The organism is Brytella acorum, assembly GCF_029309905.1.
Classification (GTDB): Bacteria; Pseudomonadota; Alphaproteobacteria; order Acetobacterales; family Acetobacteraceae; genus Brytella; species Brytella acorum.
Map to the genome: position 1 here is coordinate 530527 of NZ_JARBJP010000002.1, position 23464 is coordinate 553990.

24 protein-coding genes, 1 tRNA gene and 1 pseudogene are annotated in these 23464 nt (G+C 60.9%); 20 read left to right on the top strand and 6 right to left on the bottom strand.

The features are described from left to right. Nucleotides 1-19: 19 nt before the first annotated feature. The gene (locus PWM43_RS05750) at nucleotides 20-1366 is read right to left on the bottom strand and encodes a GntT/GntP/DsdX family permease (RefSeq protein WP_289841595.1); all 1347 of its coding nucleotides are present in this window, start codon (nucleotides 1364-1366) and stop codon (nucleotides 20-22) included. A gap of 135 nt (nucleotides 1367-1501) precedes the next feature. Here PWM43_RS05750 and PWM43_RS05755 point away from each other — a divergent pair, with 135 nt between their 5' ends. The 3 genes from PWM43_RS05755 to PWM43_RS05765 are packed head-to-tail and all read left to right on the top strand — an operon-like array spanning nucleotide 1502 to nucleotide 5115. After that, the gene (locus tag PWM43_RS05755) at nucleotides 1502-2251 is read left to right on the top strand and encodes a dienelactone hydrolase family protein (RefSeq protein WP_289841596.1); all 750 of its coding nucleotides are present in this window, start codon (nucleotides 1502-1504) and stop codon (nucleotides 2249-2251) included. Further along, nucleotides 2248-3648 carry an MFS transporter gene (locus PWM43_RS05760; protein ID WP_289841754.1) on the top strand — a complete coding sequence of 467 codons (1401 nt, stop codon included), beginning with the start codon at nucleotides 2248-2250 and terminating at the stop codon, nucleotides 3646-3648. The genes PWM43_RS05755 and PWM43_RS05760 overlap by 4 nt, the downstream gene beginning before the upstream one ends. Nucleotides 3649-3705: 57 nt before the next feature. After that, nucleotides 3706-5115 (top strand): M20/M25/M40 family metallo-hydrolase, encoded by a 1410-nt coding sequence (locus tag PWM43_RS05765; protein WP_289841597.1) that lies wholly within the window; start codon nucleotides 3706-3708, stop codon nucleotides 5113-5115. Nucleotides 5116-5121: 6 nt separating this feature from the next. On the opposite strand, the gene PWM43_RS05770 is transcribed toward PWM43_RS05765, so the two are convergent. The 3 genes from PWM43_RS05770 to PWM43_RS05780 form a co-directional block, all read right to left on the bottom strand. Beyond that, nucleotides 5122-6978, bottom strand: coding sequence for a cobaltochelatase CobT-related protein (locus PWM43_RS05770; RefSeq protein ID WP_289841598.1), 1857 nt, complete (start codon nucleotides 6976-6978; stop codon nucleotides 5122-5124). 13 nt (nucleotides 6979-6991) lie between these two features. Continuing rightward, nucleotides 6992-8020, bottom strand: coding sequence for an AAA family ATPase (locus PWM43_RS05775; protein WP_289841599.1), 1029 nt, complete (start codon nucleotides 8018-8020; stop codon nucleotides 6992-6994). Nucleotides 8021-8167: 147 nt separating this feature from the next. Continuing rightward, a complete protein-coding gene (locus PWM43_RS05780) occupies nucleotides 8168-8782 on the bottom strand; it encodes a J domain-containing protein (protein ID WP_289841755.1) in 615 nt (204 codons plus the stop codon). A gap of 48 nt (nucleotides 8783-8830) precedes the next feature. Between PWM43_RS05780 and PWM43_RS05785 the strand changes: the two genes are divergently transcribed. Beyond that, a complete protein-coding gene (locus tag PWM43_RS05785; RefSeq protein ID WP_289841600.1) occupies nucleotides 8831-9142 on the top strand; it encodes a BolA family protein in 312 nt (103 codons plus the stop codon). Then, nucleotides 9139-9756 carry a LolA family protein gene (locus PWM43_RS05790; protein ID WP_289841601.1) on the top strand — a complete coding sequence of 206 codons (618 nt, stop codon included), beginning with the start codon at nucleotides 9139-9141 and terminating at the stop codon, nucleotides 9754-9756. The genes PWM43_RS05785 and PWM43_RS05790 overlap by 4 nt, the downstream gene beginning before the upstream one ends. A gap of 19 nt (nucleotides 9757-9775) precedes the next feature. On the opposite strand, the gene lipB is transcribed toward PWM43_RS05790, so the two are convergent. Next, complete coding sequence (lipB, locus tag PWM43_RS05795) at nucleotides 9776-10495, bottom strand: lipoyl(octanoyl) transferase LipB (RefSeq protein WP_289841602.1); 720 nt, start codon at nucleotides 10493-10495, stop codon at nucleotides 9776-9778. A gap of 58 nt (nucleotides 10496-10553) precedes the next feature. On the opposite strand from lipB, the gene PWM43_RS05800 reads away from it, so the two are divergent. The 9 genes and pseudogenes from PWM43_RS05800 (at nucleotide 10554) to PWM43_RS05835 (ending at nucleotide 15426) form a co-directional block, all read left to right on the top strand. After that, nucleotides 10554-10639, top strand: a tRNA-Leu gene (locus PWM43_RS05800). Between the two features lie 275 nt (nucleotides 10640-10914). Beyond that, nucleotides 10915-11784 carry a UTP--glucose-1-phosphate uridylyltransferase GalU gene (gene galU, locus PWM43_RS05805; RefSeq protein WP_289841603.1) on the top strand — a complete coding sequence of 290 codons (870 nt, stop codon included), beginning with the start codon at nucleotides 10915-10917 and terminating at the stop codon, nucleotides 11782-11784. A 181-nt stretch (nucleotides 11785-11965) separates the two neighbouring features. Then, on the top strand, nucleotides 11966-12160 hold the full coding sequence (locus tag PWM43_RS05810) for a DUF3553 domain-containing protein (protein WP_289841604.1): 195 nt from the start codon (nucleotides 11966-11968) through the stop codon (nucleotides 12158-12160). Nucleotides 12161-12204: 44 nt separating this feature from the next. Then, a pseudogene (locus PWM43_RS15350) lies at nucleotides 12205-12387 on the top strand (double zinc ribbon domain-containing protein); the annotation flags it as partial. 75 nt (nucleotides 12388-12462) lie between these two features. After that, nucleotides 12463-12951: a ComF family protein gene (locus PWM43_RS15355; protein ID WP_317134982.1), complete on the top strand. Its 489-nt coding sequence runs from the start codon at nucleotides 12463-12465 to the stop codon at nucleotides 12949-12951. After that, nucleotides 12938-13198 (top strand): glutaredoxin 3, encoded by a 261-nt coding sequence (gene grxC / locus PWM43_RS05820; RefSeq protein WP_289841606.1) that lies wholly within the window; start codon nucleotides 12938-12940, stop codon nucleotides 13196-13198. The genes PWM43_RS15355 and grxC overlap by 14 nt, the downstream gene beginning before the upstream one ends. Next, complete coding sequence (locus PWM43_RS05825) at nucleotides 13195-13623, top strand: DUF1178 family protein (protein ID WP_289841607.1); 429 nt, start codon at nucleotides 13195-13197, stop codon at nucleotides 13621-13623. The genes grxC and PWM43_RS05825 overlap by 4 nt, the downstream gene beginning before the upstream one ends. Further along, nucleotides 13616-14107, top strand: a complete 492-nt coding sequence (locus PWM43_RS05830) for a DUF2147 domain-containing protein (RefSeq protein ID WP_289841608.1) — start codon at nucleotides 13616-13618, stop codon at nucleotides 14105-14107. The genes PWM43_RS05825 and PWM43_RS05830 overlap by 8 nt, the downstream gene beginning before the upstream one ends. A gap of 62 nt (nucleotides 14108-14169) precedes the next feature. Further along, nucleotides 14170-15426 (top strand): lactonase family protein, encoded by a 1257-nt coding sequence (locus PWM43_RS05835; protein ID WP_289841609.1) that lies wholly within the window; start codon nucleotides 14170-14172, stop codon nucleotides 15424-15426. Nucleotides 15427-15480: 54 nt separating this feature from the next. Here PWM43_RS05835 and ubiG read toward each other — a convergent pair whose 3' ends face one another. Beyond that, nucleotides 15481-16215, bottom strand: coding sequence for a bifunctional 2-polyprenyl-6-hydroxyphenol methylase/3-demethylubiquinol 3-O-methyltransferase UbiG (gene ubiG, locus PWM43_RS05840; protein WP_289841610.1), 735 nt, complete (start codon nucleotides 16213-16215; stop codon nucleotides 15481-15483). Nucleotides 16216-16381: 166 nt separating this feature from the next. On the opposite strand from ubiG, the gene PWM43_RS05845 reads away from it, so the two are divergent. The 6 genes from PWM43_RS05845 (at nucleotide 16382) to prfA (ending at nucleotide 23437) form a co-directional block, all read left to right on the top strand. Beyond that, on the top strand, nucleotides 16382-17620 hold the full coding sequence (locus tag PWM43_RS05845; RefSeq protein ID WP_289841611.1) for an aspartate kinase: 1239 nt from the start codon (nucleotides 16382-16384) through the stop codon (nucleotides 17618-17620). Between the two features lies 1 nt (nucleotide 17621). Continuing rightward, nucleotides 17622-18707 carry an NAD(P)H-dependent flavin oxidoreductase gene (locus PWM43_RS05850; RefSeq protein WP_289841612.1) on the top strand — a complete coding sequence of 362 codons (1086 nt, stop codon included), beginning with the start codon at nucleotides 17622-17624 and terminating at the stop codon, nucleotides 18705-18707. Beyond that, entirely contained in the window at nucleotides 18704-19906 is a 1203-nt protein-coding gene (locus tag PWM43_RS05855) for a helix-turn-helix domain-containing protein (protein WP_289841613.1), read from the top strand. Before PWM43_RS05850 ends, PWM43_RS05855 begins: the two co-directional genes overlap by 4 nt. A 78-nt stretch (nucleotides 19907-19984) precedes the next feature. Continuing rightward, on the top strand, nucleotides 19985-21127 hold the full coding sequence (gene ispG, locus PWM43_RS05860; RefSeq protein ID WP_289841614.1) for a flavodoxin-dependent (E)-4-hydroxy-3-methylbut-2-enyl-diphosphate synthase: 1143 nt from the start codon (nucleotides 19985-19987) through the stop codon (nucleotides 21125-21127). 3 nt (nucleotides 21128-21130) lie between these two features. Next, nucleotides 21131-22375, top strand: coding sequence for a histidine--tRNA ligase (gene hisS / locus PWM43_RS05865; RefSeq protein ID WP_289841615.1), 1245 nt, complete (start codon nucleotides 21131-21133; stop codon nucleotides 22373-22375). 3 nt (nucleotides 22376-22378) lie between these two features. Then, on the top strand, nucleotides 22379-23437 hold the full coding sequence (prfA, locus tag PWM43_RS05870) for a peptide chain release factor 1 (protein WP_289841616.1): 1059 nt from the start codon (nucleotides 22379-22381) through the stop codon (nucleotides 23435-23437). Nucleotides 23438-23464: the final 27 nt, after the last annotated feature.

Consider the following 23464-nt stretch of genomic DNA (forward strand, 5'->3'; position numbering starts at 1 on the left):
CGATAGAGCGCGCCTTCTTCTATCCGTGAATGAAGACGGAGGCGAGGAGGACGAAGCCGAGACCCAGAAAAGCGATCAGTGTCTCGACGACAGACCAGGTTTTCAATGTTTGTGGCACAGTCAGGCCAAGATATTCCTTGATCTGCCAGAAGCCGGCGTCGTTCATGGGGCCGAAGGCGACGGACCCGGCGCCGGTCACGATAACCATGAGTTCGGGGGATACCCCGTGGGAATGGGCCAGGATGGGGCCCGCTATTCCCGAGGCCGTGCTCATGGCAACGGTCGCCGATCCGGACGCGATCCGGACGATTACGGCCATAAGCCATCCCAGCACCAGAAGCGGTACATGAGCGCTCAGAGCCGCGTCGGTGATGGCCTTGGATGCTCCGCTGTCCACCAGTTCCCGCCCGAAGCCGCCGCCCGCACCGACGAGCAGCATGATGAGCGCTGTCGGACCGAGGCATTCATTCGAGAAACGCAGGATCGTCTCGCGGGAGAAGCCTCTGGCCAGACCGAGAACGTAGAATGACATGATGACGGCGATGACGAGGGCGATGTCCGTGTTGCCGACGAAATGCAGGAACTGGTTCAAGGGGCTGCCGGAGTGGGAAATTGTGTCCGCCATGGATCCGATCAGCATGATCACGACAGGCGAAAGGATCGTTGCGACGGTAATCCAGAAACCGGGCAGATTCTCGGGGATGTCACGGTTCACGAACTGTGCGGCGAGGGGGTTTTCACCCTCGATCCGAATGCGTGGCGTTATGAAACGCGCGTAAAGAGGCCCGGCGATCATCGCGATCGGCGTACCGATCATGATTCCGTAGAGAATCGTGCGACCCGTATCGGCATGGTAGGCGGAAAGTGCCAGTAAGGTGGCCGGATGGGGCGGAAGAACTGCATGGGTGACGGAAAGGGCTGCCCCCATGGGAAGTGCGACGCGCAGCAGAGGCACGTCCGCGCGCGCGGCAAGGACGAAGGCCAGCGGGATGAGCAGGACGAATCCGACTTCGAAAAAGACCGGCAGCCCGACGAGCAGGCCGATCACCATCATGGCCCAGTCCACACGTTTCTTTCCGGCCACGCTGGCGACCGTCAGGGCGATACGGTCGGCTCCGCCCGACTCGGCCAGCATTTTGCCGAGCATGGTGCCGAGCGCGATGACGATGCCGACATGCCCCAGAACATGCCCGGCGCCATTTTCGAAGGATGCGACCACACGGTCCGGCGGCATGCCCGATGCCAGCGCGAGCGCGAGAGATACGACGAACAGCACGATGAACGGGTTCAGTTTGAACCGTGCGATCAGAATGATGATGGCAAGGATCGCGGTTGAGGCCAGTGCCAGGGCGAAAGCTGTGCTCATGACGCTCCGTTAACTCGACGCTGCGGCCGGTTTGACTGTGACCGTACGAAACACGGCCGTGTGAGATGTCTCTTGTTCATATCGCGGGTTATGTTCACTGCAAAAGCGCAGACGTCATCACGAAAGGGAAAGACGGTGCTGATCCGGACAGACGAACATCACGATCTTGAAACCGAAACCGGCCCGATGCGGGTCCATCTGGCGAGGCCCGTGCGGGATGGCCTGTTTCCCGCCGTCATTCTCTATTCGGAAATCTATCAGGTGACCGCGCCGATCGAGCGACTGGCGGCCATGATCGCGGGGCAGGGGTATCTGGTGGCGATCCCGGAGGTCTATCACGAATATGAGCCGGCCGGGCGCGTGCTCGCCTATGACAAGGAGGGCACGGATCGCGGCAATCATCTCAAATATACGAAACCTCTTTCCGCTTTCGATGGCGATGCCGCCGCCACGATCGAATGGCTGAAAACCCATCCTGCCAGCAGCGGAGATATCGGGGCGTTCGGCGTCTGCCTGGGCGGACATCTCGCTTACCGCGCGGCGCTGCATCCGGCCGTGAAAGCGACCGCCTGTTTCTATGCGACCGATATCCATACCGGCACGCTCGGAGAAGGCCGACACGACGATTCTCTCCTTCGCGCCGGTGAGATCAGAGGGGAACTCATGATGGTGTGGGGACGTCACGATCCGCATGTTCCCTATGAGGGAAGGCGCGCCATTCGTGATGCTCTCGAAGCGGCCGGAACGGCGCTGGAATGGCACGAGGTCGATGGACAGCATGCGTTTCTGCGGGATGGCGCGCCGCGATTCGATGCGGCCCTGTTTCTTCAGGCGATGTCGTGGACCAACGCGCTTTTCCAGCGCAGTTTTATCGCGCGCCCATGAGCGCGCGCCCGATAGAGGACGACACGCCCCCGCCGCCTTTGCCCCCCCATTCAGGTCTGCATGGCGCGAGGCGGGCGCAGGCCATGGCGGCCGTGGCCCTGTCCGTTCTGCTCTCGGTGCTCGATTACGCGGTCGCGAATGTCGCGCTGCCGGGGATCGCAAGAGACCTTCACGCTACATCCTCCCAATCGATCTGGGTCATCAACGCCTATCAGCTGGCCTCGCTGTCGATGCTTCTGCCTCTGGCCTCGCTGGGCACACGGATCGGTTTCGATCGCATGTGCCGTATCGGCATCGGTGTTTTCCTGTTTGCGTCCGTCTGCTGCGCGTTATCGCATTCGTTGCTGGAACTGGCTCTGGCGCGGGCGCTTCAGGGTGCGGGTGGCGCCTGTATCATGAGCGTCAATATCGCGCTGATCCGCTTCATCTACCCCAGAGAAGAGCTTGGACGCGGGATCGCACTCAATGGTCTGGTCATAGGAACGGGCGTGGCTCTGGGGCCGACCGTCGGTTCCATCGTCCTGTCATTCGCGAACTGGCCATGGATCTTCTGGGTCAATCTTCCGCTGGGATTGGCGGCGTTTGCGCTGGCGACGCTGGCGCTGCCCGCGACGCCGCGTTCTCCTGTCCCCGTGGATCGGGTGGGGGCGGCTCTGACCATCCTGGCCTTCAGCACGACGGTCATCGGCGCCGATGACCTGGTGCATGGCGGGGGCGTGCTCGGCGCGTCGGCCTTTGTTTTCGGCATATTGTGCTGGGTCGGTCTTCTACGTTACCAGCGCAATCTGCATCATCCCATCGTGCCCGTGGATCTCCTGGGGCGCGGCGAATTTCTCGTCGCGTTTCTGATCGGCATGCTTGGTTTCATCGCTTCCAATTTCTTCATCATTGCCATGCCCTTCACGCTCGAGTCCCTGTTTCATCGCCCTGAAACGGTCACGGGTTATCTGATCACGCCCTGGGCCGCCGGTGTGGCGATATTCTCATATGCCGTGGGTAAATTCGCGGATCGCGTTCCCGCCGCCATCCTGTCGAGCGCCGGTCTGTTCATGACGACGATCGGCTTTGTCCTTCTCTGGCGGCTTCCTCTGGATGCGACGAACTTCGATATCGTGTGGCGTACCGGGCTTGCGGGGGCGGGTTTCGGTGTGTTCCAGCCGCCGAACAACCGCGCGATGATGCTGAGCGCGCCGCGCGGACGCGAAGGCGGGGCGAGCGGTCTCGTTTCCGTCGCCCGTCTCGGCGGACAGACGCTGGGCGCTCTGCTGGTCGCGTCGGTCTTCGTTTATAGCGCCAACGCCTCACGTCTGTGTCTGTTTTTGGCCGCATGTGTCGCCATGACCGGTGTGGTTCTGAGCGCGACGCGCCTGCTGGAGGGACGTGTGGCCTCGCGATAAAATATGGTATACGCTCTCATTCGTTGCGTTAAAGAAATTAAAAGGCAAGGGGGCGGCATGAAGATCAGAAGATTGTCACGATGGGCTTTCGTCGTGGCGTTTGGCGCTCATGCCGGTTTCGCTCTAGCTGCGGCGCCGATGGCCGAGCATCCCCAGGCGGAAACGCAAACTCTTGATCTTGCCAAGCGTGCGATCGCCCTGCGCTCGGTCGCGGGTCCGGGGGACGAAACGCCTAAAGTCGCGGCTCTTTTCGCTGATGCGCTCGTCAAAGGCGGATTCCGGGCGAAGGATGTACAGATCATCCGCGCCGGGAGCACGGCCTATCTGATTGCACGCTGGCCCGGCACCGATCCGACACTCAAGCCCGTCGTCCTTCTCGGCCATATGGATGTCGTTGAGGCGCAGTCCAAGGACTGGCAGCGCGATCCGTTCACGCCCGTCGTGGAGAATGGCTATCTTTTCGGCCGGGGTTCGACCGACATGAAGCTCGACGACACGCTGGCTATCGCAACGCTTTCGGAGCTTCGGCGGCAGGGCTTCAAACCACGTCGCGGCATTGTCGTGGCTTTCTCAGGCGATGAGGAAACCACGATGAAGACCGGCGCGCTCATCGCGGATCGGCTGCGTGATGCCGAACTCGTTCTGAACGTGGATGGCGCCAATGGCGTGCTCGATGAGCGGACCGGAAAGCCTGCCTATTTCACATGGGAAGGCGCGGAGAAAACCTACGCAGATTTCGAGATGACCGTCACCAATCCCGGTGGTCATTCGTCCGAACCGCGCGCGGTCAACGCCATTGACGAGCTCGCCTCAGCGTTGCTGCGTCTTCAGGCGTATCGGTTCAAGCCGGAACTCAACGCCCTGACCCGCACCTACTTCGAACACGCGGCGCAATGGGAAAAGCCGGAAACCGGAGCAGCCATGCGGGCTTTTGCCGCCGATCCCGGCAATCAGAAAGCGATAGATGTTCTGTCCGCGGACCCGTCGATGATCGGCAAGATCGGCACAACCTGCGTCGTGACGATGATCCGGGGCGGCCATGCCTTCAATGCTTTGCCGCAGCGGGCAACAGCCAACATCAACTGTCGGATTTTTCCGGGTCATCCGCGTCTGGCCATCATGCGGGAACTCTCGGACGCGGCGAAGGACCCGCAGATCCAGTTCCGGGATGCAACCGAAGGATCCGTGGCGACGGACGCGTCTCCGATCCGTCCGGATGTCATGAACGCCCTGCGCATGGCGGTCGAGGGCGTGTATCCGGGATTGCCCGTGGTGGCCGCCATGTCCTCGGGAGCGAGCGACAGCATGTGGTTTCGGGCGTTGGGCGTGCCGAGCTACGGGATCAGTCCGATCTTCATCAAAAATTCGGACGAATTCGCCCACGGCCTGAACGAGCGTACGCCCGTTATGACGATCCGCCCATCGCTCGACATCCTTCTTTCGACCATATCGTCGCTGACGCGGTGAGCACGGTCAGGAAAAGAGTTCCGTAAGCTTCTGCATCATGGTGCCGCCCAGTTCTTCGGCGTTGTTGATGGTCACGCTGCTGCGGTAGTAGCGCGTGACGTCATGTCCGATGCCGATGGCGACGAGTTCCGTGTCGCGGGAAGCTTCGATCTTTCCGATCACCTGACGGAGATGATCCTCCAGATAGGATGCCGGATTGGCCGAAAACGTGCTGTCATCGACGGGCGCGCCATCGGAAATCACCATGAGAATGCGTCGATGTTCCGGGCGTCGGCGCAGACGCTTCCAGGCCCAGAGCAGCGCCTCGCCGTCGATATTCTCCTTGAGCAACCCTTCGCGCAGCATCAGGCCGAGATTGCGGCGCGAGCGTCTCCACGGGGCGTCCGCGGCCTTGTAGACGATGTGTCGCAGGTCATTGAGCCGTCCGGGGTTTTCCGGTCGTCCGGTCGCGACCCAGCGTTCACGACTCATGCCGCCTTTCCAGGCGCGTGTCGTAAAACCGAGAACCTCGACCTTCACCGAACAACGCTCCAGCGTCCGCGCGAGGATATCGCCGCACATCGCTGCAACCGTGATGGGTCGGCCTCGCATCGAGCCGGAATTGTCGATCAGCAGGGTGACGACGGTGTCACGAAACTCGGCCTCGCGTTCCAGCTTGTAGGAAAGCGGAAGCGTCGGATTGACGATAATGCGCGCCAGACGTGCGGCATCGAGAATGCCTTCTTCCTGGTCGAACTCCCATGCACGGCGCTGCTGTGCCATCAGGCGGCGCTGGAGACGATTGGCGAGACGCGACACCAGGCCATGCAGGCTGAGAAGCTGCTGATCGAGTTGTTGGCGAAGACGGGTCAGTTCCTCGGCGTCACACAGTTCCTCGGCTTCCGCTTCCTCGTCGAACGCGGTTGTGAAAGCCTTGTAGCCGGATGCATCGCCCTCTGCTCCGGCGTGTTCTCCATCGGGGGAGGATTCTCCGGCGGCCTCTTCGGCACCACCATTATCCTGTTCCTGCTCGCTTTCACTGTCGGCAACATCCGCGGAAGCGCTCTGTTCCATCTGGTAGCCGGAGTTCTCGTCGGGCTCGCTCTCCTGAGGCGCTTCGGGCGAATCCTCTTCGTTCTCTCCGGGAGGCGTCTCGTCCTCGGGGGCTTCCTGGCTGGATTCGCCGTCGTCACTGCTCTCTTCATCCGGTTGCTCGGCCTCGATGAGATTGCAGGCGCCCAGAAATTTCTGCACGGCCCGCGAAAACGCCTTCTGGTCGTCCTGATGGGCGGCCATGTCCGCAAGCGCCTGTTGCGCCTGAGGTGTGAGCGCGCGCCTCCACTCTTCGAGAGCCGGTCCGGCCTGTCGGGGCGACGGACGACCCGACATGGCCTCACGCGCCAGAAGCCCGAGCGCGACCGGTGCCGGCATGTCGTCCTGCTTGCGCATGCGTCCGCAGCCGAGTTCCTGGCAGTTCTGGATCACATGCTGATCGAGATTGGCGCGCATGCCCGCCATGTGGCGCGAACCATAAATCTCGCAGCGGACCTGTTCCACGGCGTCATAGACTTCACGGGCCGTTTCGTCCGTCGGCGTCAAGCGCGCGTGAAGATCCGCGTCATGATAACGGATGCGCAGCGCGGCCGCGTCGGCCGCACCACGTACGCGATCTTTCTCGCTCTCATGCAGGATGCGCGAGACATAGGGGAGACGCACGGTCGGCGCGCCAGCCGCATTGTGCGAGGCGGCGGGACCTGACGGGTTCGCGAAGGTCGCTTCGGCGTCGACGCGGCCGCCAACCGCGCGAAGCGTCGCCAGCGTGATGCGTCGGAAGCGCTCGCCGCGTTCCAGATCTGGCGCGTCGTCGTCCTTGGGGCCTGCCATGGCGACTATGTCCTCAGGCTTTCAGCGGATTCTTGTCGAAGCAGCGCTGATAATATTCGGCGACGATCGGGCGTTCCGCTTCGTCGCATTTGTTGAGAAAGGTCAGACGGAAGGCGAGGGCGAGATCGCCGAAGATCTTCTCGTTCTCACCCCAGGCGATTACCGATCGAGGCGACATCAGGGTAGAGAGATCGCCGCTCATGAAGCCCGCGCGCGTCAAATTTGCGAGCGCCACCATGCTGTCGAGTTTCTTGCGTTCTTCCGGATTGGCGGCATCGACCGCGAGCTTGGCGGCAACGATCCCGACTTCCTGTTCATGAGGCAGGTAGTTCAGGGACACGACGACGTTCCAGCGATCCATCTGTCCCTGATTGATCTGCTGGGTGCCGTGATACAGGCCGGTCGTATCGCCGAGGCCGACCGTATTCGCCGTCGCGAAGAGCCGGAAAGAAGGATTGGGGCGGATGACACGGTTCTGATCGAGCAGTGTCAGATGGCCTTCGGTTTCGAGAACGCGCTGGATGACGAACATCACGTCCGGACGACCGGCATCATACTCGTCGAAAACCAGAGCGCAGGGATGTTGCAGACACCATGGAAGGAGACCTTCGCGGAATTCCGTGACCTGCTTGCCGTCACGCAGGACGATGGCGTCCTTTCCGATGAGATCGACGCGGGAAATATGACTGTCGAGATTGATGCGCACGCTCGGCCAGTTCAGGCGAGCGGCGACCTGCTCGATATGGGATGATTTCCCTGTGCCGTGAAAACCCTGGATCAGCACGCGCCGGTTGAAAGCGAAACCGGCCAGGATGGCCAGGGTGGTGTCATGGTCGAAGCGATAGGCCGTGTCGATGGCAGGAACGTGTTCCGTGCGATCGGAGAAGGCGGGGACTTTCATATCGGAGTCGATTCCAAACACCTCGCGGGCCGAAACCATCCGGTCCGGTGCGCCGAGGATGCTCGTCGGCGGTGCGTCCTGCGTGGCACCTCCGAGGGCGGCAATCGGTGCAGAGGCGCCGTCGGTCTTGAAGCTGCTCATGATGTGTCCGGTTTCCTGTGACTGTTGGCCGCGTCTTCGACGCTCCCTTCGCAAACATCGAAGATAGGCATGCATTGCCCATGCGGCTAGAGGCGCCGTGAAGCATACGGGGAGCGAAAGGCGTAATAACCCGCCGGATGTGCACTCTCAGCCGGCTTTGACGGCGTCGAGGTCGGCGCTTTGTTCGAGATGGACGCGCACAATCGTGTAGGCCGCCACGACCGCCTTGAAGCGCTCCTCGGCCGCGCTGTCACCACCATTGGCATCAGGGTGATGTTGGCGTGCGAGGCTTTTGTAACGCGCTTTCAGCTCTTCCATCGCAACGGGCCAGTCCAGTCCGAGCGTTGAGAGCGGGGTGCGCAGAACGTCGGGTGTCGCGGACCGCGCCTGGGGCCGGCTTCGCCGCCGTTCGGCGCGCTTGCGGCGCTCGGCGCCGAGGAGATCGAGCGGATCAAGCACCTCTTCCTCGTTGAAAACCTGACCGCCGCGTGTTCCGAGCTTCCAGGACGGACGTTGCCATGAGACGTCCGCCCGTAGATGGTTTTCGATCTGACCGGGCGTCATGCCCTTATAAAAGTCCCAGTTGGCGTTGTACTGGCGGACATGTTCGAGACAGAACCAGAAGTAGCTGCGCAGCGTATCGCGGCTGCGCGGAGCCCGATATCCGGCGTTCGCGGTGCAACCTGGCATGTCGCAATACGTCTGGGGAGCTTCGGGATCCGGATCAAATGCCCGGTGGCGGGTGGATTTGCGCTGCATGATCGGTTTTATGTGCTTCACGCATGCCGCGTTGCAAGGAGTGATACCAAAATGACGCAAACCCTCGGCGCGACGGAGGCGCTGGCCCCGCGCGCGCAGCGAATCGTCAACATCCTGCGTGAGAAGCTCTCGCCATCGGTTCTGGAACTGAAGGACGACAGCAAAAAACATGCCCATCATCATGCGCGCATCGAGGCGGGAGAAGATGGCGAGACGCATTTCGTGATCCGGCTGCGGAGCGCGAAATTCAACGGGATCACGCGCGTTGCACGTCACCGGCTGGTCAACGAGTTGCTGGCAGATGAGTTTCGGTCCGGGCTACACTCGGCTTCCTTCATCCTTCAGGACGAGAAGAGCGCATGAATGCGCTCTTTGGCAGAGCACGTCTTTCTGCGGCGGTGACCGTCTTCCTGCTGCTTGCCGGATGCGCCACAAGCGGCACGAGCGGTCTTTCCGTCTCGGAACGCTCGGATGCCGCGCGCATCGCCGGATATCTGAACCGGACCACTTCCCTGCAAGGAGGCTTCACCCAGACCGGACCGCAGGCCGGAAGTGAAAGTTCCGGGCGGTTCGTCTATGCTCCGGGCGAGTTGCGCCTTGATTACGACGAGCCGCACGTGATGCACCTGATGGCAGGGGGCACGAAAATCGTGCTCAGGGATGAGGCGAACGGTTCCGTCACGCGCCTTTCGCTGGCGCGGAACCCTCTGGGCCTTTTGCTGCGAACGCCCGTGAGTTTCGATGCTCCGGTCAAGGTGACGTCCGTGCGACGCCTCCAAGGGGTTCTACAGCTTTCGGCGGCGGAGGCCGACAACCCTTCCCAGGGGTTGCTGACCCTCCAGTTCGCCGATGATGGACAGGCCCTCCGCCTGATCGGCCTCGACGGTGTCGATGCTCGCGCTCATCACATCGTGCTGCGCTTCTACGATCTTGCGGATGGCGCATCGGAGCCTGTCGGTCAGCCTTCCCGGCGTTGAGTGCCGGGAAGGGGAACGCTCAAAAACTTCGATCCGGGACAATCGGCCGGAGCGGCATTTCAAACACGGACTCCCATGCGCGGGCGAGGGCCTCGTCAGCTTCCTCGATCGTGATTCCCGGGTGAAAACGTGACAGGCTCGTCACACCATATTCCGTAATGCCGCAGGGTACGATGCCATTGAAGTCATCGAGATCCGGGTCGACGTTCAGAGAAATTCCGTGCCAGCTGACCCATCGGCTGATGCGAATGCCGATGGCCGCGATCTTGGCTTCCTTTTTCGTGTGGGGATCCAAAACCCACACCCCGACCCGGTCCGGATAGGTGGCGCCAGCAATGCCGAACGCGGCGAGGGCGGTCATGATCCACTGCTCAAGCCCTGTTACGAACGCCCTGAGATCGCGCGGTGGAATATGTCCATGCGCGCGTGTCAGATCGAGCATGAGATAAATGATTCTCTGTCCGGGGCCGTGATAGGTCCATTGACCGCCGCGCCCTGCTTCATAGGTCGGAAGGCCCAGCGGATTGATCAGATGTTCCGGTTTCGCGGATGTGCCTGCCGTAAAAAGACGCGGGTGTTCGAGGCTCCATATCAGCTCGGCGGCGCTGCCGTCGCGTATGGATCGGACATATTTTTCCATAAAACCAATGGCTTCAGGATATGAGATCAGAGCTTTCGATCTCCGCCATAGAATATTCCCGGTTTTTTCGGGTGTGGTGATTGCGTGTGGTTCGTCCATCGGCTATAGCCCCTCTCGTCCGAGCGGTAATGCCCAAAAGCAGACCGCTTGTCACGGTGCGGCCGTGGCGGAATGGTAGACGCGCAAGCTTGAGGTGCTTGTGGGGGAAACCCTGTGGAAGTTCGAGTCTTCTCGGCCGCACCAGTTTCTTCTGAAAAAATGAGAAGAATAAAGCCTCCCTCTCGTTGTGGGAGGCTTTCGGCGTTTGCGGCGCGGATGGCGGAACCCTCTCGCGGCATGGAACGTTGTTCGGCCATCCTGTTGCCAGATTCATGGGCTGTGTTAAGGGTCAATGGCCGGTTTCGATTGCAGATCGGGTCCGTTCTCTGAACGACCAGGATCTTTGGGCCATAGAGGTAAAACGTCCGCCGGATTTGTGAGGCTTTGCGCTGTCCGGCTTCCAAACGAGGTGAAGTCTTGTGATCAAGCCACTTAAAAAAGCTGTTCTGCCCGTAGCGGGTCTGGGGACGCGTTTTCTTCCCGCGACCAAGGCCATGCCAAAGGAGATGCTGCCGGTCGTCGATCGTCCGCTGATCCAGTACGCGATCGATGAGGCGCGTGAGGCCGGGATCGAGCAGTTCTGCCTGATCACCGGGCGCGGCAAGGATAGTCTGATCGATTATTTTGACGTCGCATTCGAGCTTGAGACCACTTTGCGCGAGCGCGGCAAGCAGGCCGCGCTGGACGCTCTGGCCCCTTCCGCGATCGAGGCCGGGTCTCTGGTGGCCGTGCGTCAGCAGGAGCCTATGGGTCTTGGCCATGCGATCTGGTGCGCACGTGCGTTTATCGGCGACGATCCGTTTGCGATTTTGCTTCCGGACGATATCGTCAAGAGCAATCGCGGATGTATTGCTCAGTTGGTCGATGCGTACAACACCACGGGTGGCAACGTCGTTGCGGTCACGGAAGTGCCCAATGAACACACCAACCGCTACGGCATCCTCGAAGTCGGCCATGATGATGGACGGATGGTCGAAGTCAAGGGGCTTGTGGAGAAACCAGACCCTAAAGACGCCCCTTCGAATCTTTCGATCATCGGACGTTATGTCCTCACCTCGGGCGTGATGAAACACCTCGCAAAGCTCGAGCGCGGTGCGGGCGGCGAGGTTCAGCTGACCGATGCCATGGCCAAATTGATCGGGCATGAACCGTTCCATGGCCTGCGTTACGAAGGCACAAGGTATGATTGTGGCGATAAGGCGGGCTTTCTGGAGGCCCAGATTGCGTTTTCAATAGATCGTCCAGATCTTGGTCCGGCAGTGAAAGAATTCATTAAGAAATATGTCTGAAGTCATTTGGTGACGGGACGTATGGTCCAGTAGAGTCCTGGACTGATAAATGTGTTCAAGGCGTCGCGCCCGAGAATAAATCAGGGCGCGACGGCTGCATCTCAAGCCGTGATCGTCTGAAAAAAAAGAAGCTCCCGACGATTTATCGGCGAGGTGTCTGGTCGGATCAGGGTGTTTTCAGGTGTCAACGACGCAGCGCGATTATCCCTTCAATGCGTTTCTGGAGCCCGGGCAGATCGTCATGCATCCGGAGCATGACGAATGGGGGAAAGGGCAGGTCCAGTCGGTGATCGGGGCACGTGTGACAGTTAACTTTGCGGATGTCGGCAAAGTCCTCATCGATGCGTCTCGGGTGACGCTGACCGTCATCGGTTAATGGGGTCGGTCGTGTCATTGCTTGCCCCGCGACGCCTGGCTTCTATGACATTCGATTTCATTCTGCCGCCCGTCTGCCATTGTTGTGGCGCGGAGACCTCCGGTTCCGGCGCGTTTTGCGCGGAGTGTTTCATGCATCTCCGGATCATCGGGCGGCCCTGTTGTGTTTCCTGTGCGGTACCGGTGCCCGAGAAGGCGTTTCTGGGTCACTCGGGGCGTTGTGCGGTATGCGAAGCATGCCTACCCCCCTGGAGACAGGCGCGCGCCGCTTTCGTTTATGATGAGTGGTCAAGAAAGCTGATCTTGCCGCTGAAATATGCGGACCGGACGGAAAACGCGCGCCTCCTCGCGTCGTTCATGAAGCGCGCGGGCAGTGATCTGCTGATCGGGAACGACCTTCTGATCCCGGTTCCGCTGCATTGGACGCGCCTTCTGCGAAGGCGATATAATCAGGCCGCCCTGCTGGCGCGTGCTCTGGCGCGGGGCAAGGGGATGCCAACATGCATCCCTGACGTATTGAAACGGGCCGTCATGACGCAATCTCTCGCGCGGCTTCCGTCGCGGGAAAGGGCTCGAGAAGTTCAAAAGGCGATCGTGGTAAGGCGTCAGTTTGTACCGGCAGTCGAAGGCAAGCGTGTTCTTTTGATCGATGATGTCCTCACGACGGGGGCGACGGCTCGGGTTTGTACTCTTGCCCTCCTTGACGCGGGCGCCACATCCGTTGATCTGCTTGTCGCCGCGCGTACAGAACGGTTCGCGTCGGAAAGCGAAGGGGAAGATGGCCAGAGTTGAAATCTATACGCAGCCGGGTTGCCCCTACTGCGTCCACGCGGTGGATATCCTGCGCGATAAAAACGTCGCCTTTACCGAAATCAACGCGCCACGAGGGACCCACGAACGAGACGATGCGATTCGTCGTTCCGGTGGCGGCACGACGGTTCCGCAGATTTTCATCGATGAAAAAGCCATCGGTGGCTGTACTGATTTGATGGCGCTCGACCGATCCGGGCTTCTGAACGAGATGCTGGGCATTGCATGATTCGGTTTCAGCTTCGATGTGGATCCGGCCATGAGTTTGATGGGTGGTTTCGGACTGGAGCTGATTTCGATTCTCAGGCGGAAAAACTCCTGATCGAATGTCCATGCTGCGGAACGACCCGTGTCGAGAAAGCCTTGATGGCACCGGCGCTGGGTCGCTCTCATGGACCGGCCGCTCAGGCCGCGCCGCAGGACATGGCGCATGCGCTCCTTCGACATATGCGAAGATATGTCGAGACGCAGTGCGATAATGTGGGCGAGCGTTTTGCCGATGAGGCGATCGCGCGGCGAGATCTTGTCGACGGTGGCGAAGAATTGCCCGCGAAGGGTATCTACGGCACTCTGAATGACGAAGGTCGGGAACGGCTTAACGATGAGGGAATCGATTATGTGGCCTTGCCGTGGGGTAAGCGGTCGGATGCTTGAGTTTGCGTCGAGACGCTCGAAAGGGCTGTGCCATATCTTCCTTGCGATGCTCTTCATGGCCGGATGCGGGCTGACACCACGATCGGCCTGTGCGCAGACACGGGGTAATCCAGTGCTCGACGTAGAAGGCTACTGGCTGGCCCAGGACCACGATGGGGTGTTCCTCATCGGACATTGCGGCGGAGAACTCTGCGGCAAGCTGGTTGGCATGCAGTACGAAGGGGAGATGCCCAAGGACGTGAACGGGCGTCCGCAATGCGGACTCATGATGTTGACGGGTTTCAGAGCGGAGGAACATGGACACTGGGGCGGCCATATTCTCGACCCACAGACCGGCAAAGTTTATGACTCCAAAATCTGGTCTCCCCAACCGGACGTTCTGAAGCTGCGCGGTTACATCCTTGGCATTACACTTTTCGGCGAGACCCAGACGTGGACGCGTTATCGTGGTACGATTGGGGAAGCCTGCAAAATGCCAGCCTGATTTCACTGCCGGCGATGCCGAGAAAAGACGGACGGGCAGGGGCGTTATCGAGGAAGTCCAACATGCATTCTGCCCATTTGACGCGTCGACTGATGATCGCGGGAACGTTTGGCCTGGTCTGCGCACGCAAGGGCGTTGCGCAGACGACATCGGACAGCATTCCGTCTTCGCTCCCCGCAAAGGCGTCCCGCACAATCTGCTTCGTCGGTGGTTATACCAAACACTGCCCTCCAGGTGTGGAAGGGAATGGCGAGGGCATCGCCGTTTTTGAAATGGATCGACAGACCGGCGTTCTGACGCCGGTGACGACCTTTACCGATATTGCCAGTCCGTCGTTCATCGTGCTTTCGCAGGATCATCGCTTCCTCTACGCGCTCAGCGAAATCAGCGATTACAACAAGGCCGGACACGGTGCGGTCACCGCCTTCGCCGTGGACCGGAGCGATGGTTCGCTCAAAAAGCTCAATACCGTCAGTTCCGGCGGCGCCGGACCGGCTCATCTGAGCGTTCATCATTCCGGTCGCTATGTCCTGGTCGCGAATTATAATGGCGGCTGCGTCGCGGTTCTGCCCATTCGTCCCGACGGCTCTCTGGGAGAGGTGACAGACGTCGTGCATAACTCGGGGCCGCGACAGCCGGAGAGGGCTGCCGATAATCCGCAGGGAAATTTTGCTGTCTCGGATCATTCCGGGTCTCATCCCCATATGATCTCCAGCGATCCGAGTGGCCACTTCGTACTGGCGGACGATGCCGGACTGGATAGAATCTATGTGTGGCATCTGAATCTGGCGACCGGCAAGCTCGAACCCGCAGCGAAGCCCTATTATGACATGACGCCGGGCTCGGCTCCCCGTCACTTCGTTTTTTCGCCGAACGGCAAGCTGATTTACAATCTGTGCGAGCAGGACTCGAAGGTGATCGTATCGAGCTTCGATCCGGCGACGGGGGCGATATCGAATCTTCAGTCGGTCAGCACCGTGACGTCGCATTTCCGCGGAAGCACGCTCGCGGCGGAGATCATCATTTCCGCGAACGGGAAATTTCTCTACGCATCCAATCGCCTGGGCGATTCTCTGGCGGTTTTCACCATCGCGGAAGACGGCACGCTCAAGCTTCAGGACGAAGCCTGGATGCATGCCGATTATGGCCGGGCCATGATGTTGGATCCGTCCGGTTCTTTCATCTTCTGCGCCAACCAGCGCAGCGACACCGTGACGTCTTTCAAGGTCGATCCGCATACAGGTGAAATCGCTTTTACCGGACAGTTTACACCGGTCGGCAGTCCGACGACCTTTGCGTTTCTGGACACGGTGGGCTGATCTCGCGGAAGTTCCTGCGGAGCGCATGCCCGCAGGAACGCGTTCGTCGAGGTCTCAGCCGCGTGTGAACATCGCGATATAATTGATCGACGTGTCGCGCGTCGTCCGCCACATCGTCGGCGTGAAGCTCATGCCCGCGATATCGGTCATGCGCAGTCCCGCCGCACGTCCCATGGCGGCGAGTTCGTCGGGCTTGATGAACTTCTTCCAGTCATGCGTGCCTTTGGGCAGGAGGCGTGCGATGTATTCGGCGCCGATCTTGGCGACGGCCAACGCGCGCAACGTGCGGTTCATGGTCGATACGCAGACCATGCCGCCGGGGCGGGTCAGGCTCGCCAGCAGATGCATGAACTGTTGCGGGTCCGTGACATGCTCGATGACTTCGAGAGCCGTCACGACGTCAAATGTCTGCTTCTCGGCACAAAGCTCTTCCGCACTCCCGCAGCGATAAGACAGGTCTCCCGCACCGGCTGGCAGAGGGTAGGTGGCGACATGCGCGCGGGCGGCCTCGATCCCGTCGGGAGATGCATCGAGCCCGCAGACCTCAAATCCGAATTTCGCGAAGGCTTCGCTCGCCAGTCCCGCGCCACATCCGATATCGAGCAGTCGAAGCGATTTGTGTCCGACGTCTTGCAGGGGCCGGACGCGTTCTTCCACCCAGCGCGTCCGCAGCGGGTTCATGTCATGGAGCGGACGCATGGGCCCTTGGGGGTCCCACCAGTCGCGCGCGAGCTGTCCGAAGCGTGCGATTTCCTGTTCCGAGACCGAGGACGATGTAGTTTGTGACATTGTGTAACCTTGTTGACATGTCTGCCATATGCGCTCCGCACTGGACGAGATGCCTTGAAATCGGTAATGGACCCGGCCTTTCCCTGCCTTCATTGTCAGATCCGGCGAGCAGAGTCCGGGTATGGCGAAAAGACCCTGTCCGTTTCGTATCGGAGCCAAGTGCACGATGTCTACGCCCCGCACCCGGATCGTCATGAAGTTCGGGGGTACTTCCGTTGCTGATCTCGATCGTATTCGCGCTGTGGCCGAGCGCGTAAAGCACGCTTATGACCAGGGCCATCAGGTTGCCGTCGTCGTGTCGGCGATGGCGGGCGTGACCAATCGCATGGTCGGTTACTGTGAAAGCCTCGATCCTCTCTTCGACCCTCGTGAATATGATGCCGTCGTCGCGAGTGGCGAGCAGGTGACAAGTGGTCTGACGGCGATCGCGCTGCAAAAGCTGGGCGTTCCAGCGCGCTCATGGCTCGGGTGGCAGATTCCCTTGCGCACGGATGAGGCGCATGGGAAAGCGCGCATCGAGGGGGTCAACGGCGCCGCTCTGCTGGCCAGCATGGCGTCCGGCGAAGTGCCGGTCATTGCCGGATTTCAGGGCATCGGTCCGGACGGACGCATCGCGACGCTGGGGCGCGGCGGCTCCGACACATCGGCCGTGGCCGTGGCGGCGGCCATCAATGCGGATCGATGCGACATCTATACCGATGTGGACGGCATCTACACGACCGATCCGCGGATCGTGAAGAAAGCCCGCAAGCTGGAACGCGTCTCCTTCGAGGAAATGCTCGAGCTGGCGTCCGTCGGGGCCAAGGTTCTTCAGACACGCAGCGTTGGCCTGGCGATGAAGGAAAAGGTACGGGTGAGGGTGCTCTCCAGCTTTGAACCTCCGTGTGACGATGCGGGCTCGCTGGTGGTGGACGAGGACGAGATTATGGAAAAGCAGGTTGTTACGGGCATCGCCTATTCGCGCGATGAGGCCAAGATCTCGATCCGGCGTATTCCGGACCGTCCTGGCATCGCCGCTGCGATCTTCACGCCGCTGGCGCGCAATGGCGTGAATGTCGACATGATCGTCCAGAGCACGGGCGCCGATGGCATGACCAACCTGACGTTCACGGTTGGGAAGGCCGACGAGGCCCGGGCGCTCGAAGTTCTCGAGGGCTGTCGCGCCGATATTTCCTATGGCGAGCTGGCGCGTGACAGCGATGTCGTGAAGATCAGCGTCGTGGGCATGGGAATGCGCTCGCATGCGGGTATTGCCAGCACGATGTTTCAGACGCTCGCGGATCGCGGCATCAATGTTCAGGTCATTTCGACCAGCGAAATCAAGATTTCCGTGCTGATCGGCGCGGAATACACGGAACTTGCCGTTCGCACGCTCCATACGGCCTTCGGCCTGGATGCGCAGTAAAATGGAAAACGCCGTGAACGATGTGAATCGCCGCGCGATCGCCCGCCGCCAGCTTCAGGACCTGTGGCAGGCCGGATGCGATTTTCTGGGTAGCGAGGTCTCCATCCTCGGCGGAGCGATGTCCTGGGTCAGTGAACGTCATCTCGTTTCCGCGATTTCCAACGCGGGTGGTTTCGGGGTGATTGCCTGTGGCGCCATGCAGCCGGAACGCCTGGCCGAGGAGATCTCGGCCACGAGGGCGCTGACGGATCGACCTTTTGGCGTGAACCTGATCACCATGCATCCTGAGCTGGAGAAGCTCGTCGCTGTCTGTCTTGAGCATGAGGTTACGCATGTGGTTCTCGCCGGTGGCGTGCCTTCGGGCGCGACGATCAGGCAGGTCCGTGACGGTGGCGCGCGGGCCATCGCGTTCGCGCCCGCGCTGGCATTGGGCAAGAGGCTCGTAAAGCTTGGCATCGAAGCACTCGTGATCGAGGGGTCGGAGGCTGGCGGTCATGTCGGTCCCGTTTCGCTCAATGTCCTTGTCCAGGAAATTTTGCCCTATGTCAGTGACGTGCCGGTGTTTGTGGCTGGTGGTCTTGGCCGTGGTGATGCCATCCTGAGCTATCTGGAGCGAGGCGCGGCAGGTGCTCAGCTCGGAACCCTGTTCGCAGCCTCCGCCGAGAGCATCGCCCATGAGCATTTCAAGAAAGCCTTTATTCGTGCCAGCGCACGGGACGCCATAACCTCCAGTCAGCTCGACGAGCGTTTCCCGGTGATCCCTGTTCGTGGCTTGACGAACAGCGGAACCCGTCGCTTCATGGCGCATCAGGCCGACGTTCTGGGCCGCTTCCAGAAAGGCGAAGTGTCCCGTGAGGATGCACAGCTTGAAATTGAACATTTCTGGGCGGGCGCCCTGCGACGCGCCGTGATCGAAGGGGACGTCGAGGAAGGTTCCGTGATGGCGGGGCAGAGTGTTGGCATGGTAAAAACGATCCGTCCCGTGCGCGACATCATCGATTCGCTTGTCGAACAGGCGGTTGACGCCCTGATTCTTCGCGATGAGCGGATGTCGGCGCGCCGGGTGCCTGAACTTGCGGCTGGATGACGCCGACGGACGCCAGCCCGAACCGGCTCCCAGGCCGTAAGGGGGACGATGTGCATCAGGAGAATGATCCGGACTCCCTGGGCGCCGTTCTGCGTGCCAGACGCGAAGAGCTTGGCCTGTCGCTGACCCAGGTCGAAGCGTGGCTTCGTATTCGCGTCGTCTATATCGAGGCGCTCGAGAGCGGCAAGATCGCGACGCTTCCGGGTACGGCATACGCGGTCGGTTTTCTGCGCACCTACGCGGATGCTCTCGGTCTCGACGGTGCCGCGATGGTTTCCAGGTTCCGTCAGGGCAGTCCAGCGAGCATGGAGCGCGTCCCTCCGCTGAGCTTCCCGCAGCCAGTCAGCGACCGGACCATACCATTGGGCCTGTGGGTCGGAATTGGTCTGGTTGCCGTGGTGGCGGCCTATGCGGGTTACTATCACTTTTCAGCGGTCCCAGTCGAAACCGCGCGTTATGTTCCGCCCGCGAACGAGCTTATGCCGGGCGTTACGGAAAAAGGTACGACGTCTCCGCAGATTGCGTCGGTACTGCCCGAACGCGGTGAAGCTCCGACTCCACGGAGCGCACCGACGACAGCCGCCGCAGTTCCGGGCACCCCGGTTTCAGGTGCCACGGCTCCAGATCCGGGCCCGTCCACACCGGAAACGGCATCCTCGCCGTCCGCACCGGCGACGGGTGTGCCGCCATCGGTTGCTCCTGCCGTGAACTCTGTCCCGGCGGTCATGCCGCAGGAAGCGGCGTCTTCACCCGTGACATCGACCCTTTCGCCGGATGCGATTGTCGTCGAGGCTTCGGCCGACTCCTGGGTGCAAATCAAGGATCATAATGGCGGCGTCGTCCTGAACCGGGTCCTGAAGGCTGGAGAAAACTGGCAGGCGGATGGTTCGGGCGCGCCCTATCGTATGACGGTCGGCAACGCCGGCGGCATCACGCTTCGCGCCGGTAACGTGACGACGGGACCGCTCGGTCGGGCTGGTGCGGTTTTGCGAGGCGTGCCCGTCTCCGCTTATGATATCGTTGGCGGCAAATTCGCCGGGGCGACGCCGGACACGACGTCTGTCCCTGCCCGTCCGGTCGCCGCCGAAAATACCGTCCCCCGGAGCCGTCCGGCACCAGCGGCGACTCCCGCCACGAATTCAAGCGAAACCGACCGCCTGAATGCGGGGCAACTGGAACATTTGGCGCAACCGCGCTAGAGCATCGTCCGAACTGCCGCGAATGGCACATCTCTCGCTCTGGCCCTGGGCCGGATCGCCCGTCTGGAAGGACAGATCATGAGCAGCTATCGCCCGTATCAGCACATTGAACGTCGCAAATCTCGCCAGATCCACGTCGGCAAGGTCGCTGTGGGCGGAGATGCGCCCGTCTCGGTCCAGACGATGACCAACACCCTGACGTCTGATGCCCAGGCGACGATCGAACAGATCCGTCGTTCGGAACTGGCCGGGGTCGATATCGTGCGCGTGTCCTGCCCGGATCAGGACAGCACGGCGGCGCTCGCGGAGATCGTGCGCGAAGTGAACGTGCCGATCGTGGCCGACATCCACTTCCACTACAAGCGCGCCATCGAGGCCGCGAAGGCCGGTGCGGCCTGCCTGCGGATCAATCCCGGCAATATCGGCAGTCCCGAGCGCGTTCGTGAAGTCGTCAACGCGGCGCGCGATTACAACTGCTCGATCCGTATTGGCGTCAATGCGGGGTCGCTGGAAAAGCACCTGCTTGAAAAATATGGCGAGCCTAACCCCGAGGCGCTCGTTGAAAGCGCGCTCGAACACGCGAAAATCCTTCAGGACCACGACTTTCACGAGTTCAAGATCAGCGTGAAAGCCTCGGATGTGTTTATGGCGGTGACAGCTTATCAGCAGCTTGCCGATGCATGCGATCATCCGCTGCATATCGGCATTACCGAGGCCGGGTCGAAGCGTGCCGGCACGGTCAAGTCGTCGATAGGTCTTGGCAACCTGCTCTGGGCCGGAATCGGCGATACCATGCGTGTTTCGCTTTCCGCGGCGCCCGAAGAGGAAGTGCTGGTCGGCTGGGATATCCTGAAGTCGCTCGGCCTGCGTCATCGAGGCGTGAAAATCATTTCATGTCCGTCCTGCGCGCGTCAGGGCTTCAATGTCGTGGAGACGGTGCAGACGCTTGAAGACCGTCTGGCGCATATCAAGACACCGCTGACCCTTTCGATCATCGGCTGTGTCGTCAATGGTCCGGGTGAGGCGCTCATGACGGATATCGGCGTGACGGGCGGCGGATCGGGGCGGCACATGGTGTATTCCGCCGGCAAGCAGGACCATACGATGGATGCCAATGGCATGATCGAGCATATCGTCGAACTGGTCGAGCAGCGCGTCTCCGATATCGAGGCTGGCAAGGTCGCGGATACCACGGCCAAACAGATGGACCCGGTTGCCTGATCGATGAGTGGACTTCAGCCCGCTCGCGGCACACATGATCTGATCGGTGAAGAAGCGCGTCGTCATGCCCATGTGGTCGATACGGCGCGACGCGTGACGGCGACTTACGGCTACGAAGAATGGGCCACGCCCATCTTCGAGGACACGCGCGTGTTTTCCCGCACGCTGGGCGACACTTCGGACGTGGTCACGAAGGAAATGTATACCTTCGAAGATCGCGGCGGCGAGAGCCTGACGCTGCGTCCGGAAGGCACGGCGGCCATCTGTCGTGCACTCGTCACGAATGGCCTGACGCAGACATTGCCGCAGAAAGTTTTTTATAACGGCCCGATGTTTCGCTACGAGCGCCCGCAAAAGGGGCGCTTCCGGCAGTTTCATCAGATCGGCGCGGAGTATCTGGGGACTTCGGACCCGACGTCAGATGCCGAAACGATCGCTATGGGTTACGCGATCCTTCGTGCTCTGGGACTTACGGATTCCGTGACGCTCGAAATCAACACGCTTGGCGATGTCGAAAGTCGTACGGTCTGGCGCGAGGCGCTGGTCGGTTACTTCCGCGCGCATAGAGACGCTCTTTCTTCTGAAAGCCGCGACAGGCTGGAAGCCAATCCGTTGCGCATCCTGGACAGCAAATCCGAGCAGGACCGCGCGCTTCTCGAGGATGCTCCCGCGTTCGGTGATTATCTGAATGGCGAATCCAAACGGTTCTGGGACGGGCTACGACGCGGACTCGCTGCTTTTGGGGTGCCGTTCGTCGAAAATCCCCGGATTGTTCGCGGTCTGGATTATTATAGCCACACGGCCTTTGAGTTCACGACCGACAAGCTTGGCGCGCAGGGTACGGTTCTGGCCGGAGGCCGATATGAAGGGCTCGTCTCGGAGATGGGTGGTCCGGCGACACCGGCCATCGGCTGGGCTGGCGGCATCGAACGTCTCGCGCTTCTTCTCGACGAGACACCCGCGCAAGACCACGGGATCATCGTGATCCCGATGGGCGACGACATGCTGAATGCCGCGATCCGCGTGGCGCAGTCCCTGCGGGAAGTCGGGCTTCGCGTCGAGATGGAAATGCGTGGCTCGGTCAAGAAGCGTATGGAACGCGCTGTGAAGTCGGGCGCCTCGTATGTTGTTCTGCTTGGGGATGATGAGCTTGCCCGCGGCAACGTGCAGCTTCGAGAACTTGCGACACGAGCCCAGCGCGAAGTGGCGATTCCTGAACTGCCGCGCGTCCTGACGTCAGGGATCTAGTCCGTGGCATTTGACGAGCGTCTTCAGCGCATCGTTGCGCGCTATGACGAGTTGCAGGCGCTGATGGCCGATGCGAGCACGGGCGAGGCGTTCGTCCAGGCATCTCGCGAATTTTCGGAACTCGAGCCTGTCGTGCAGGCCATTCACGCATGTCAGGATGCGGAGGCTGAACTTCGGGAGACCCAGGGTCTTCTGGAAGATCCTGAGATGCGGGCGCTGGCCCAGTCCGAGATCGCGGGTCTGGAGGACCGGCTTCCGTCCCTTCGCCAGCAGGTCCGACTAGCCCTGCTTCCACGTGACGAGGCCAACGAGCGCAGCGCCATTCTCGAAATCCGTCCCGCAGCCGGTGGCGATGAGGCCGCGTTGTTCGCGGCAGAACTGTTCGGAGCCTATAAACGGTTTTCAGATCTGCATGGCTGGCGTTTCGAGACGATGGAATATGCCGAAAGCGATCTCGGTGGTTTGCGCGAAGGCATCGCGACGATTTCGGGACGGTCGGTTTTCGCGCGCCTCAAATACGAATCCGGCGTTCATCGCGTGCAGCGCGTGCCCGCGACCGAGAGTCAGGGCCGTATCCATACCTCGACCGTGACGGTGGCTGTTCTTCCCGAGGCGGAGGAGGTTGACGTTGCCATCGACGAAGGCGATCTGCGCATCGACGTCTACCGAGCCTCGGGCGCGGGCGGTCAGCACGTCAACAAGACGGAGAGCGCTGTACGCATCACGCATCTTCCGACCGGCGTCGTCGTGGCCATGCAGGAGGAGAAAAGTCAGCACAAGAACCGTGCGAAAGCCATGAAGATCCTTCGGGCCCGCCTTTATGAACGGGAGCGCGCCCATGCCCATGCCAGCCGTGCGGCCGATCGGAAATCGCAGGTTGGCACCGGAGACCGTTCGGAGCGTATTCGCACCTATAATTTCCCGCAGGGGCGGGTGACGGATCATCGTATCAATCTGACGCTCCACAAGATCGATCGCGTCATGATGGGGGAGTTTGACGAAATCGTGGATGCCTTGACGCAGGATGAGCAGGCCGCGCTGCTCGCCGATCAGGGCATCTGATCCTCTTCTTTCAACTGACCGTCGCCT